The organism is Desulfovibrio sp. (assembly GCF_018379785.1).
Lineage (GTDB): Bacteria > Desulfobacterota > Desulfovibrionia > Desulfovibrionales > Desulfovibrionaceae > Desulfovibrio.
Map to the genome: position 1 here is coordinate 1 of NZ_JAGZUV010000075.1, position 13,905 is coordinate 13,905.

The 13,905-nt window shown below is 62.8% G+C and carries 10 protein-coding genes; 1 reads left to right on the forward strand and 9 read right to left on the reverse strand.

The window, feature by feature from the left end:
- Nucleotides 1-237, forward strand: a 237-nt coding sequence (locus KH208_RS13265; protein WP_291437078.1) for a helix-turn-helix domain-containing protein, incomplete at its 5' end; no start/stop codon positions are given.
- Between the two features lie 216 nt (nucleotides 238-453).
- Here the strand turns inward: KH208_RS13265 and KH208_RS13270 are convergent.
- The 9 genes from KH208_RS13270 to KH208_RS13310 form a co-directional block, all read right to left on the reverse strand.
- Nucleotides 454-2,505, reverse strand: coding sequence for an alpha-amylase family glycosyl hydrolase (locus tag KH208_RS13270; protein WP_291437079.1), 2,052 nt, complete (start codon nucleotides 2,503-2,505; stop codon nucleotides 454-456).
- A 125-nt stretch (nucleotides 2,506-2,630) separates the two neighbouring features.
- Nucleotides 2,631-3,533, reverse strand: a complete 903-nt coding sequence (locus tag KH208_RS13275; protein WP_291437080.1) for an NAD(P)-dependent oxidoreductase — start codon at nucleotides 3,531-3,533, stop codon at nucleotides 2,631-2,633.
- A 15-nt stretch (nucleotides 3,534-3,548) separates the two neighbouring features.
- Complete coding sequence (locus KH208_RS13280) at nucleotides 3,549-5,237, reverse strand: SUMF1/EgtB/PvdO family nonheme iron enzyme (RefSeq protein ID WP_291437081.1); 1,689 nt, start codon at nucleotides 5,235-5,237, stop codon at nucleotides 3,549-3,551.
- The gene (locus tag KH208_RS13285) at nucleotides 5,230-6,519 is read right to left on the reverse strand and encodes an FtsX-like permease family protein (RefSeq protein WP_291437082.1); all 1,290 of its coding nucleotides are present in this window, start codon (nucleotides 6,517-6,519) and stop codon (nucleotides 5,230-5,232) included. The genes KH208_RS13280 and KH208_RS13285 overlap by 8 nt, the downstream gene beginning before the upstream one ends.
- A gap of 4 nt (nucleotides 6,520-6,523) precedes the next feature.
- Complete coding sequence (locus tag KH208_RS13290; RefSeq protein WP_291437083.1) at nucleotides 6,524-7,297, reverse strand: ABC transporter ATP-binding protein; 774 nt, start codon at nucleotides 7,295-7,297, stop codon at nucleotides 6,524-6,526.
- A 14-nt stretch (nucleotides 7,298-7,311) separates the two neighbouring features.
- The gene (locus KH208_RS13295; RefSeq protein WP_291437085.1) at nucleotides 7,312-9,294 is read right to left on the reverse strand and encodes a vWA domain-containing protein; all 1,983 of its coding nucleotides are present in this window, start codon (nucleotides 9,292-9,294) and stop codon (nucleotides 7,312-7,314) included.
- Nucleotides 9,295-9,526: 232 nt separating this feature from the next.
- Nucleotides 9,527-10,576 (reverse strand): sel1 repeat family protein, encoded by a 1,050-nt coding sequence (locus KH208_RS13300; RefSeq protein WP_291437088.1) that lies wholly within the window; start codon nucleotides 10,574-10,576, stop codon nucleotides 9,527-9,529.
- 3 nt (nucleotides 10,577-10,579) lie between these two features.
- Nucleotides 10,580-13,207, reverse strand: a complete 2,628-nt coding sequence (locus tag KH208_RS13305; protein ID WP_291437090.1) for a virulence factor SrfC family protein — start codon at nucleotides 13,205-13,207, stop codon at nucleotides 10,580-10,582.
- A gap of 12 nt (nucleotides 13,208-13,219) precedes the next feature.
- Nucleotides 13,220-13,905, reverse strand: a 686-nt coding sequence (locus KH208_RS13310) for a virulence factor SrfB (protein ID WP_291437092.1), incomplete at its 5' end; no start/stop codon positions are given.

Genomic DNA, 13,905 nt, shown 5'->3' on the forward strand with positions numbered 1-13,905 from the left:
CAGGCGGGGATAAGTGGGAAATATTTGGGAGAGGTGGAGCGTGGAGAGGTGAATGTATCAGTGGTTATTTTATCAAAGATTGCGCTTGTTTTTGGCGTATCTATGAATGATATATTGACATTTGACCATTTATCAACGCGAGAAGATATGGAATCAGAGCTTTTTAAAATAATCAACACAGCAGATGAAAAGAGCATTCAGCAGATATATCGCATTATTACAGCGATAACAAAATAAGATTTCATCCATATTGCACTTTTATATTTTTAATATGCTGATATATTTAAGAAAAAATCGTCCCATATTCAAAAGGACGATTTTTTCGTGAAGTGGCAAGGATCAGAAACGAGAAAAGGGAACCTGATTTCTCAAGTTCCCTTTGGGGTAATCTCATAACTGGTCGGGATGAAAGGATTTGAACCTTCGACCCCTTGAACCCCATTTTTTGTTTTTTTAATCTTCGCGCCGCAGCACCAGAGCCACCAAAGGCGGCAGATACAGGGTCACGTCCTGTTCATGGCGGTCGGGCAGGGGCTTGGTGAAATGTTCCACCGGCGGGCGCGTCACGCTCAGGTTGCCGTGCCCGGCAAAGCGCGTTTCGTCGGAGGAGAGCAGCTCCACATACTTGCCCGGCGTCACGGCAAAGGTCAGGTCCTGCCTGGCCTCCAGCTCATGGAAGTTGAAGGCGAAGAGCAGCCGCCCGCGCTCAAAGGCCAGCAGGCGTTCTTCCTCATGGATGAAGCGGAACAGCGGAGCCTGCTGGAAATCCTCCATGTGCGCGGCCGCCAGATCCCACAACTGGGCCTTGTCCCAGGCCGCCAGGCCCGCATACTTGAGGTCGGGCCGGTCCGCCAGATACCACTGACGGTGGGCGTGGGCCTCGGCGTCCAGCCATTCCGGATGCCCGAACTCATTGCCCATGAAGTTGAGATAGCCCGCGTCCGCCGTGGCCAGGGTGATCAACCGCATCAGGCGGTAAAAGGCCAGCCCGCGCGATACATTCCAGCTCTCCGTGCCCACGGACATATAGTGATACATATCCTCGCCCAGCAGCCGCCAGATCATGGCGTCATCGCCGTTGATGCACTGGTCGTGGCATTCCACATAGCTGATGGTGCGGTCATAGGGGCGGTGATTGGTCATCTCGTACCACAGGCTGCCCATGTCGCGCGGGGCCTCAATGCACTTTTCCCAGTAGTCGGGAATGCCCATGGCAAAGCGGTAGTCAAAGCCCAGGCCGCCTTCCTGCGGCGGGCAGGTCAGGCCGGGCATGCCGGAAAATTCCTCGGCAATGGTCACGGCCTGGGGCCGCAGTTCGTGGGTCAGGGCGTTGGCAAGGCAGAGATAGAGCTCGCCGTCCTCATCCGCGCGCGGCTCGCCGTCCTTGCCGTAAAAGCAGCGCCCCACATGCGAAAAATCATCGTCCACGCCGTGGTCGCGGTAGAGCATATTGCCCACCGCGTCAAAGCGGAAGCCGTCCACGCGGAATTCCTCCAGCCAGTAACGGCAGTTGGAGAGCAGAAAGCGCCGCGTCATCTCCCGGCTGTAATCAAAGGAGGGCGTGCCCCACTGATTGAATTTTTCGCTGAAAAAATACCGGCTGCCGTCATAGCGGGCCAGGCCCTGCTCCGTATTGGGGCAGGCATGGCCGTGGGTGATATCCAGAATCACGGCCAGGCCCAGGCCGTGCGCCGTATCCACCAGGGCCTTGAACTGGTCCGGCGTGCCGTAGCGCGAGCTGGGCGCGAAATAGCTGCTGACCTGATAGCCGAAAGAGCGGTACAGGGGATGCTCCAGAATGCCCATGAGCTGCACGGCGGTATAGCCGTCGGCCTTGATCCGGGGCAGAACGGAACCGCTGAACTCGTCGTAGCTGCCCACGCTTTCGTCGTGATGGGTCAGGGAGGACTGGGCCATGCCCACATGGGCCTCATAGATACGGGGAAAGACCGGCGCGCCGGGGCGGCGGTGGCGGAAGCGGTAAGGCTGCCCGGGGGTCCAGAGCCGCGCGCACCATTGGGTGGGCACAACTTTATCCTGCTCCACCCAATGGGCAAAGGCGGGCACGCGGCGCAACGGCGGCGTGCCGGACCTGCCCGCAGTCAGGTCCGGCTGATTCCGCGCCTCAAGGGGCAGTACGCGCAGTTCCAGGTAGTCGCCGTGCGCGAGCGCATCAAGCGGCAGGGTCAGCTCGAAGATGCCGTCCTGTTTGCGTTGGAAACAGTGGCTGGCATGGCGCTGAAAATTCAGTTTGTCCGTGGTCAGCCAGACGGCCTCGGCCTGGGGCATGTACTCGCGCCAGCGCCAGCGGGTTTCGCCCCTGGCATTGCCGACGCGGTGCAGGCCCAGGCTGGTGTGCAGATTGGCATAGGCGCGCAATGAGCCGTATTGCGTGGTGATGCGCAGCAGCTCGTCCGTGAAACGGCGGCTGCGGCGCAGCAAAAAAGCCCGGTAGGGTTCCAGGGCCGGGTCTTCCAGTGGATTCTGAGGCGGGAGAATGGGCATGGCGGCCTCACAAAGACGTCTGTCAGCGTGGTTGCAGCCCGACAGCAGCGGGGCTCAGGCGCGGCATGCGGCGGTCCCGGCCGACGTCCCGGCATGGTGCGGATGTCGGCCGGGCTGGGCAAAGATTATTCGTGCTTGCGCCATTCCTTGCCGGAAAGCGTGGCCAAGCACTGGATCAGAGCCTGTGTGCCCAGGCGGCCGTGGCCCTGGGCCTGCATCATGCGGTAGAACTCCTCGGCCAGGGTCACGCCCGGCAGCACCAGGCGCATGCGGCGGCATTCCTCCAGGCAGAGCCCCAGATCCTTGATGAAATGGTCGATGAAGAAGCCGGGGGCATAATCGGTCTTGAGCAGGCGACGGCCCAGCGTGCCCATGGCCGTGCTGCCTGCCGCGCCGGGCACCACCAATTCCAGCCATTGGGCCACATCCAGGCCCGCTTCCTGGGCAAAGAGCAGGGATTCGCAAACGCTGAACATCACCCCGGCCACAGCCACCTGATTGGCCAGTTTGGCCTTCTGGCCGGAACCGGCCGGGCCGCAGTGCATCAGGCGCTGGCCCATCTTGGAAAAGCAGGGTTCAACGCGCTCAAAGGCCGCCTTGTCGCCGCCCACGAAAATGGAGAGCCGGGCTTCACGCGCGCCCACGTCGCCGCCGGTCACGGGCGCGTCCAGAGCGGCGCAGCCCTGGGCGGCAGCCGCTTCGGCTATGCGCTGGGCCAGAGCCGGGCTGGAGGTGGTCATGTCGCAGACGATGCCGCCCTTGTTCAGGCCGCGCAACGCACCGTTTTCGCCCAGCATGACTTCTTCCACATCCTTGGGAAAACCCACAATGGAAAAAACAATATCCGAGGCGGCGGCCACGGCGCGCGGACTCTCGGCCCATTGCGCGCCCTGGGCGAGCAGAGTGTCGACCTTGGCCTTGGTGCGGCTGTAAACGGTCAGCGGCCAGCCGGCCGCCAGCAGATGACCGGCCATGGACGAACCCATGACGCCGGTGCCGATCCAGCCGATACGCAATTTTTCCGCCATTGTCGTGCTCCTTTGCTACTGGAAACGGCGTTCCAGAATTTCCTTTTGCATGGCCTCGCGCGCGAGCGGTTTGTTCTTGCGGAACAAATCCACGTGGTTGCGGAACAAAGTCAGATTGCGGCGCATATTTTCATTAAAGGGATCGCTGCCGCTGAAATCCTTGCCGAGCGATTCCTCGGCGGCGGTCAGGGCGTCCGGCGCAAGCTGCGTGCCGTCTTCCACCTTGCTGCGGTAGAAAGTCAGAGACTTGTCCAGGCTGGTGTCCAGCATGGCAAGGCCTCTACGGGCAGTATCCATGATCTGGCGCAGTTTTTCAAGGGTCTGCCCCTTGGCGGCCTTGCTGTCGCGCTCCATGCTCTGCAACTGGCTTTGCAGGCTGTTGCGGCGGCTGGCGTAATTGCGGATGGTTTCAATCATGTAGACGCCGGTGCGCAGCAGGGATTGGGCCTCCAACTGCTTTTGCCGCTCCAGCATGATGTTGTTTTCCTTGATGGTGTCGCGCAGCTTCTGCAGATTGCTTTTGACAGCCGGGTCCTGGGCCAGGGCCAGCATGCGGTCCAGTTCCTCCAGGGGATTGCGGGCCGCCTGCATGCCGGGAGTCATGCTTTCACCGGCCTTGTTCCATTCGGCCAGCAGTTCCTCGGGGCGGTTGCCGCCCGGCGTGTTGATGCCTGAAATCACCGGCCTGAAGCCCAGATCGCGGGCGTGAGCCGGTCCATCGGCCAGGAAAAAAGGCGTTTCCTCGCGGCGGCCCGGCAGAATTTCCGCATCGCCGGAGAGAAAGGAGCCGCCCTTGCGCACAAAGCCCCCGGCGGAACCGTGCAGGCGTCCGGCCAGAGAAAAGCGGAAGCTGTCCAGCACCATTTCCGCCGCATTGCCCGCCGTATCGTAAAGTCCCAGAGGATTGGGCTTGCGCGAGCCGATGCGGGCCGTGCTTTCGGGAATATGGGCCGCGCCTTCGGGGCGGTACACAGCGTAATCCCCTTTGCCGGCCCCTTGGGGCAGGGGGAAGAAATCCTCCTGCAAGAGTTGCTGGCTGCCCGCTGTCTGGCCGCCGCGCGCCGCATATTCCCATTCGGTTTCCGTGGGCAGGCGCACGAAACCCACATTGCGGCTGTCTCCGGCGAAACGGGGCAGGGCGTCCGGCGCGTTTTTCAGCAACCATGCCGTGTAGCGGCGGGTGAAGTCCACGGCGTCGTACCAGCTCACGTCGGTCACGGGCCTAGCCGCGTCCGCCGGAAGATTCTGACTGTCCGGGCAGGAGGCGTCCATGACGGCTTGCCATTGCAGGTTAGTGACTTCGTATTTGGCGATAAGATAGTAGTAATTCTGCCCCTGCGGAGCTGGCTTGCGCCAGGCGGCGGGCAGGTCCTCCAGGGAGAAGGGGCCGGAAAGAGCGGCGTTGTAGCGCCGGTCGTAAAACGCCCGCCCGGCGTTGGCGCTGTCGTCCAGGCCGGGGCGCACGGGCATGTCCCAGAGAAATCCCTTGGCCGGTACGGCCACCAGCTTGAAGACCATGCTCAGGCCGCAGGGCATGGGCAGTACGATATCGTCGTCAGCGGGCTGGGGGTTATAGGCATCGGTCAGGTTGACGCTGCCTTTACGGGCCAGGGCCGCATCGGCGGGACGGACGCCGCCGAGGATCAGGCCCAGCGCCAGAAGGCAAAGACAGAGCGGCCGAAGACGGCGCTTTACATCAGACATCGCGGATCACCTCCGAAGGTTCCACACGCGCGGCGCGCAGGGCGGGCCCCAGGGCGGCCAGCAGGGAAAGCCCGGCCACCAGGGCGAAGGCCAGCAGAAAATGCCCGGGCAGCAGGCGGCAGACCTGCTCCATGCCGTTGAGGCTGGCAGCGAAAAGATGGTTGATGACCGCCGCGGCCACGGCGTAGATGCCTGAGGCCAGGGCCGTGCCCAGCAGGGCGGTGAGCAGAGCCTGCATCAGGGGAAAGAGCATCAGCGCGCCCGTGGCAAAGCCCGTGAGCCGCAGCAGACCCAGAATCCGTTCCTTGCGCTTGACTCCGGCCAGGGCGCTGCTGGCTGTGGAGGCCAGAAAACCGGCGGCCGCCGCCGCGCAGATCAGGCCGAAGATCAGATTCAAGGCTTGGGCCAGGGTACTGACCTGCTCAATTTCCTCGGCGTGGGTATACACGTCCAGCTTTTGCCGGGCAAAGCCCTGGCGCAGGCTGCTCACCGCCGCCAGATTGCGGGCGTACAGGCGGAAGCCGGGATACACGCGCGGGCCGTCGGGCCGGGGCTCGCCCGTCCAGCCGTTGCCCGCGCCCAGCTCCGGCACGGCGCGCCCGTCGCGGAAGTCCTCGGCGGCTTCCAGCAGAGGCAGGGGCACATAGGCCACATCCTTCTGCTGCGCCGCCAGGGGCAGCACGGCAACTACCCGCAGGGGCACGCGGGCGCTCTGCGCCTGTCCCTGATAGCGGCGTTCCACCCGCCCAAGCAGCGGGTCGCCCTGGCGCACGCCCAGCTTTTCGGCGGCGGTGGCGGAAAGCGCCACGCCGATGGGCGTGAGGGCCGGGGACGCTGCATCACCGTCCGCATTACTTTTTCCCACGGCTGTGGGCATGGCCGGGACGGTCGCATGGTAGCGGGCCAGAAGGGGGTCGCCGGGGGCTGTGGGCTCCAGAGAGGCCACCAGAGTTTTACGCGTCTGCCCCTCGCCGTGGCTGAGATCCATGGTGGCGGCAATGGAGCGGGTACGCGGCAGCACAAAGCTCACATCCGGGTGCGCGGCCAGGCGGGCCAGATAGTCGGGCGTATAACGTCCGCTGGTCACTGGCGAGATTTCCAGCGTGCGCGGGTCCTCCAGCAGGCGGTCCGTAAGGGTCTGGACCACGCCGAACTTGACCCCGTAAAGCACCAGCAGCGGCGTGAGCACGGCGGCCAGTCCCAGCACGGAACAGGCCGACAGCAGGCCTTCATGGGCATAATCTCTGAGCGCCAGCAGGCAGGCGCGGGCGACTGTCCGCATACGCTTACCCCCTTCCGGCTTTATGGCGCACATCGGCCACAACGCCGTCGGGACCGGATTCCACGGCAAAGCGGACCAGGGTGAAACCAACATCCGCCGCCATGTCCGGGGCGTGCGTAACCATGATCATGGTAATGCCCAATTCCCGCGTCAGATCCGTGAACAGATGCAGCACATTGCGGGCGTGCCAGGGGTCCAGGGCGGCGGTGGGTTCGTCGGCCAGCACCACGCCGGGGCCGTGAGCCAGAGCACGGGCGATAGCCACCCGCTGGCGTTCTCCCACGGAAAGCGTGCCCGGATATTGCCCGAGCAGATGGCGGATGCCCAGGCGTTCCACAATGGCGTCCACGGCTTCCCCGCGCTGTCTGACAATGCCCAGGCTGCGGCAGTGCAGGAGGATGTTCTCCCTGGCGGACAAGAAGGGCAGCAGGCCGCCGGTCTGCAAAACATAGCCCAGATGCCGCAGGCGCAGGGCCGCCAGAGCATCCGTGCCGCCGCGCCGCCAGGCGGCCAGCACGTCCTCACGCCGTTCAGGCGTGGGGGCGAAGGAAAAGCGGGTGTTGTCGCGTTCCGCACCCGCCGCCGGAATATCCGGCCTGAGTATGCAGGCCAGCAGATCCAGCGCCGTGCTTTTGCCGCAACCGCTGGGCCCGGCCAGGGCGAGCAGACTGCCGCGCGGCGCGTCAAAGGCCGCGAGACGCAGATGAAAACCCTCATGGCCGGGACGGCGTTTGCTCACGCCGCGCAGGGAAAAGACCAGATCGCCCGTATCTTCCATATCCTTGGTCCGGGCTACGGCAGCATGTTCAGGGGCACACGGTAGACCCAGTCTCCGGCGTTGGGCTGGCCGAAGCTCTCCCAGTTGGCGCGGTCCCGGTCATACTCCTCGTAGCGGGCCAGACGGGACTTGAGGCGGTTGATGAAGGCCGTCTGCTCGCCGATGCTCATGCGGTACCAGTCCTCTTCGCGCAGCAGCATGATGTCGCTTTTGTAGGGCAGGCCGTCCAGGAATTCGGACAGCACGCCCAGCTCGGCCAGATTTTTGCCCTGCGTGGGCAGATTGGGATCGCGGGCCATGCGCGTGGAGGCCGAGAGAATGCCCTGGAAGAAGTCGCGCGAGTCGGTCTTCTTGGTGCGTTCGGCATTGTCGATAATGGCCTTGAGCTGCGCGCTGAGGTCGTTGAGCTGATTTTTGGTCAGCAGTACGGCCACTTCCACGCTGGGACTCTGTTCATGTTTGGCCAGCCGCTTGAGGTCCATATCCGCAATCCAGGAATTGACCACGCTGGGGGCCTGATTCTCGCGCGCGCGGCCCAGATATTCCAGTTGCATGGCGTACCCCAGGGTGGCGGCCAGTTGCTCCGCCCGCTGCTCGGGCGTGGCCTGCTGCGGCGTTTCATCCTTGGGGCGGGTCATGATCTTGCCGGCGGCCGTATTTTTGACCATGTCCACCATGCCGGAGGCCAGGGCCTTGGCCACAGCCGCGAACTGGCGCGCGCCCTCCGCCGGGGTGGGCGCGGCCACGGCCTGGTAGTTGGAGCGGTTGCCGGAAAGTTTGCTCAGAGCGCGGTAGCTCTGTTCGGCGTAGCCGTGATTTTTGGCGCCGCCGGGGCTTTTGATATGCAGCACCGTAATCCAGATGCCTTTCTGGCGCGCGAAGTCGTTGAGTTCGTTGACGCCCATTGTCACCGAGGCGTATTTGTCCCCGCTTTTCAGGGGGCCCGCGTCGGTGATCAGGAGGATCAGACGCGAGGAATAATCGCTCCAGTTCAGGGCTTCCACGGCCTTGTACACCCCGGCGAGAGAGTCTTCGTTAAAGTCGTGGCTGGAAACCGCGGCCTCCCGCACCTGAGCCAGTTTGTCTTCCAGAGTCTTGCGGTTTTTGGCCGTGGCGAAGTCGCTGACCACTTTCGACACGTATTCCAGGCCGGGCGTGGCCGTGGTGCTGCTGCGGAAAGCCACCACCGCGAAACCCACATTGTCGGCCATCTTGTCCGCTTCAATCTTGTCGTAGATCTGGCGGACCACATTGAGGCTCTGCTCAATGTAGGGTTTCATGGAAATGGATGTGTCGATGACCAGGGCGATGCCGGTTTTGGGCGGCCCGTTTTTGCCGCCGTTCTTGTTTTTCGCATAGTCGCCGGGGTCAATGGAGGCCACGCGCAGGAATTTCACTCCGTCAAAGGGGTCCTGCATGGCCAGAATGGGCATGAGATAAAAACGCTTTTCCGAAACGGCCCCCTGACTTCCCTCAGGTTCGCTGGCCACAATGGGCAGGTCGGCGGGGACCGTCCCCCCCTTGGCGGCCTGGGCCGCGGCGGACAGCAGAATGTCCAGCCGCTTCTCCATATCGGCGGCCGCGCAGAGGGCATTGAGATCCTGTTCGGTTTTGAAAAAAAGCACCGGGTCGCGTCCCGTGCGCGGGGTGAACAGCAGGGTCAGGGACTGGTTCCAGTCCGTGGCTTTGGCCGCCTCCAGCCACCCGGCAGGCTGGGTGGTGGAGGGGCCCACCTGAAGCCATGCGTCCTTGCGGGCATAGACATAGAGCACGGTAAAGGGGACGACCGCTTCCCGCAGCACTTTGGCGTCGGCCTTGGGCTCTGCCAGCAGTTTGGCCCCCGGATGGCTGACCACCCGCTGGAAAAGGCTTTTTTTGCCCTGTTGCAGCAAGGGGCTGACGGAAACCGGAGACGGCTCGGCCTGAACCGCCATGGCGGCCAGACTCAGACACAAGGCCGCAAGCAGCGCCGGCCACAGACGGACGGACATACGCATTATTTTCTCCCGGCGCGCCGTGTGCGACACGCTCTTAAACCAGACTGGCTCTGTAGAGTTAACAATCTCAAAGTGAAAGAGTTCTAGAGAGTGTCGTCATGGGATGGATTTTCGTGTTATATCAAGGAGAACGAGCCTATTATGAAAGGAGTGTACTTTTTTGGTACTCGCCTGGAATAAAAGGCGAAGTTCGACGCAGAGATAACCGAAAAGACACTCATGACGACACTCTCTAATTCCAGTTTTGCAGCAGATTTCGGGCCTCAATATTGCCCTTGTCCGCTTCGGCCCGTGCATGGGCGCGCAGGGCGTCCAGAGCTTCGGCCGCTTCGGCCTGACCTTTCTGTCCGGCCTGTTTGTACCAGTGTTTGGCCTGTCCCATATCCACGGGAATGCTGCCGCGCGGCAAGGAACTGACCGGGTCGTAAAATTGCCCTACCAGCAGCATGGCCTCGGCATTGCCCTTCTGGGCCGCGTCTTCCAACAGCAGAAAGGCCGCGTCGCTTTCTTCCGCTCCGGCTCCGGCCTTGCGCATGGGTTTGGCCAGGGCCAGACTCATTTCAGGCCGGGCTTCGCCGCGCAATTGTTCGCGGGCGGCAGCCAGGGGAGATTGATTTGCGGATGCGGCGGGGGCTGTCTGGTTTTGAGCCGCCGTGGGGGCCGACGGCAGAGGCGGTTTTTCCGGCGTGCGCAGCACAAACCACCACACAGCGACACCCGCCAGTAGCACAAGCAGCACAATGCCGGTCAGCAGGCCGCCTTTGCCGCTTTTTTCCCCGCCCGGTTCCCGGGCCATCTGCAAGGGAGGTTCCGCAACAACAGGAGCCGGGGCGGGGAGCGGTTCCGGACTATCCTCCGGCGCCGGTTCGGGCTCTTCTACTGTTTCCATTGCGGGCTCCGTTTCCGGCATGGCCTGCAAAGGCTCGGGCGGCGGCGCATAGACGCCCACGCCTTGTCCGCCGCTGATATGCGAATAGGCCAGATTCTGAACCACCAGCACGCAGGCGCCCGCGCCGGGCAGGCTGATGCGGTAGGCGTCCAGATTGTCCATCTCATCGACCACGGCCGGGCCCACGGCCAGGCGCAGGCTGCCGCCGTCATTGTCCCAGGCGTCGGGCGTGAGTGCCGTTTCGCTTTCCTGCCAGCCGCCGCTGGAAAGTGTTTTGCCGTCCGAGCCCCGGCGCAACACGAAAGCGGGGGCGGATACATTGCCCGTGTCGTGGATTTCAATAATGCCGTAACCGGGACCGCGCGAAGGGTCCGCTGTGATTGTGGCGCGCATGCGCTAGTCCTTGAACGCCCGCAAAATATCATGCAGGCGGTTGTTTTGTTCCGGGTTGACGGTCTGTCGGCCGTCAAAGTCCACATTGGCCGTCACGCTGTAGGCCAGGGCCCGCAACCAGTCCGTATACCAGAGGCGGTCATAGGGCGATTCTTCTTCCGCGATATGCGGCTCGCCCGTGATGACCGGCGGCGGATTGAACAGACTGACGCTTTTGCCGCCGAACAAAACTGTACGCGCCGCCTGATCGTTGAAGCGCGGGTCAAAGCCCAGCCAGTCCACAAAGGCGTTGATGGCGTCGGCTGCCAGGCTGACCTGCTTCCAGACCAGGCGTTCGCGGGCCATATTGCTGTAGGCCGAACTTCGCCGCAGCTCGGTTTCCAGGTTTTCGCGCAGCTTGCAGCGCGCGGCGGCCGTGATCAGTTCGTGGCAGAACTGGTCCAGCTCCTTGGCGGGCAGGCCGAAATAGTTGCGGGCCTCCGCATCACCGGCCAGATCGCGCAGCCGTCCGATCCAGTGCTCCAGCGCCAGATTGGCGAAAATGGCGGCTGTGTCGCGGGCGCGCTCCTCTTCTTTTACTGCGGATATCGCCGGTACGGCCTGGGCGTCGCCGAAAATGTCGCCCAGAATGTCATCGGCGGAAACCCGCGCGCCCACCACCGGCGCGGGCGCAACGGAAGCCGTCCCCTGCTCCGGGCTTTGTCCGGCCCGGAAGCAGATTTCATAAAGGTCAAAGTCCCGCACCTGCAGGGCGCGCAGAAATTCGCCGAAAAGCTGCTTCTCCGCCAGCCGGGCCAGCAAGGTCACAAGGGCGCGCGAAAGCTGTTCCTGCCGGCGGCGCAATTCCTCGCGGTCGTCGCTTTTATAAAAGGGTGTGAGCTTGGTCAGGACCTGCTCGCGTTTTTCGTCCAGGCTGACCGTGATCTGACGGCGTTTGAGCTCGGGATTGCAGAGCGGACGCAGTTTTTCGCGCAGCAGGGCCACGCCGCCGTCATTGAGGGTCATGGCCGCCTGCCAGACAATTTCCGGCTCGGCCACGTGGCGCTGGACCAGGGGCGACTGCAAAAAGGCCTGGCGCACCTCTTCCACGTACAGTGTCTGTTCCGGGCGGATGCCGCTCTCCTTGTCGCCGTCAAAGCTGAAAATGGCTTCGCTGCGGAAATTGGGATTGCGCAGCAGAAAAACATTACTGAAAGGATGGCTGCCGTCCCAGTTTTCCGGCCAGTCGTGCTGTTTGCCGAAGAAGTCCAGAAGGGAGGATTGCAGGCGCGTGGTCCAGCGCGTTTCCACGGAGGGCATGCCTTTTTTCTTTTCAAACTCCATATCCATCTTGGTCAGCACAAAGAAGAGAGCCGGAGCCTTGCCCGCGCGGTGGGCCGGGTTTTCGCCGTGGGTGGAGCAGATCCATTCGTACACGGCGCGGGGCAGGTCCTGCACCTCCTGATTGCCGGGTCCGATGCAGAGCAGCATGCTGGTAAGTTCCTTTTCCTCGCAGTAGCGCTCGAAAAGGTAGGCCACCTTGCCCCGCAGGAAGAGATTTTCCAGCGTGCCGGGGCGTTCCAGCTCCTGATTGAGATTTTCGAGTTTCAGGCGCGACCGGTAGCCGGGGAAGTCCAGCAGGTCGGTGTGGTCAAAGAAGTCGTCCGGCTTTTCGCGCATGTGGATGGTAATTTCGGCGGTCAGGGCCGTGACCACCGCGCGCGGCAGAGATGCCTTGCGGCCCTCGGCCCCCAGAATCGTCAGCATGTCCGTGGCGGGTTCGCTGAGTCCGTGCAGCAGAGCCACGTCGATGATGCTGGTCTTGCGCGGAATCAGGGCCTCAATGGGACATCCGGCTTCCGCCGGATTGCCCAGATCGCGCAGCGCTCCGCAGAGTTGCAGATAGAGGTTCTGGAATTGCGGCACATTGTCCCAGATCAGGCCCAGCAGTTGCGCCCTGTCTTCCAGGCCCAGGCACGGAGCCAGCTCCACGGCCCGCAGCCAGAATCCTTTTTGCAGCATCTGCACGCGCGGTCGCGAACTGAAATTTTTGTTAATGTAATCCCTTAAGTCTTCCACGCCATCGCCGCTCAGCCCGCCCGCGCTGACAGGAGATTGGACTGCGCGGGTTTCCAGGGCATCCAGAGCCGCTGCCAGGGCTTCGGGCTGTGGGGCTTCTTTGTGTTCGCAATCGGCGTAATAGGTATTGGCCAGCACGCGGGCCACGTCCGTCTCCGTAAGCAGACGCAGGCGGATGGGAAAGCCTTCGCTCAGACCTTCGGGCGGCGTTGTGGTGAAGCGGGTCACCAGGCCGGTGGATTCCTTGCCGCCCTCGGGATTGATCTGGGTGATGAAATCATAGGACTTGCCCCCGAAGTCCGCCAGCAAGGAGCCTTTGGCATCGCGGGCCAGAGCCGAAATAAGATAGGATTTGCCGGACTGGCTGGGACCAAAAACGCCCACGCACATCTTGCGGCGCGCGGCCTGCTCGCATTTGTGGAAAAAGCGGGCGGCGTGGCGCATGTCCTTTTGCAGGGCCGCGCATTCGTTGCCCACCAGTTCGCAATTGTCCTGAAGCCAACCCACGGCCTGGCGGGATTCCTTCGCCAGATCGCGACAAAGCCGGGCCAGATCGGTATCCTGCTGCTGCATGGTCATCCTCGTTTAGCCGGCGTCGGTCACAATACCGGTATCCAGCCAGTAGCCTTCGTCCAGTTTCAGGGTTTGCAGACGGATTTCCAGATCGCGGCGGTCCACGCTGCGGCCCTGGTTGTCCGTAATGGCGTCAATGCTGAATTCGCCCTCGCTACGGCGTTCCTTGTCGTCGTCCGTGCGCGGGGCGTCATCCCAGACGTCCTCCACGCGCAGGCGTACTTCCGCCGTGTAGGGCAACCGTCCGGAAGCGCGGGAGCGGGCTTCCTCGCTGGCAAAAGCCAGCAGATGATAACGCGTGGTGGGCCAGCGTTCGGCGTCCAACTGGCGGTAACCAATGGACAGCGGGCCGCTGAAGGCCACCTGGCGGCTCTGTTCCGTGCCGTCCTTGCTTTCCACATCCACTTCAAACCAGACCTTGGGACGTTTGAGCTGGCTGTTGATGTCCATCTCGCCGATATAACGGGCTGTGGAGGTCAGGCGCAGCGCGCCGGAATCAAAGGAAAAGCCCTCCAAATGGCCGTCGGCCAGAGCGCAGAGAATGGCCCCCACCACAACCGTGGTTTTGGGGTCCGTGATCCGGCCCAGGGCGTCGGCAAAAGGATACCAGCCGCCCACATGATACTGGCGCATGGGAATGATCCTGTCCGGCGGCACGGGCAGCTTGGCGAGCACCGGCGCGATGACGCCCTGCCAGG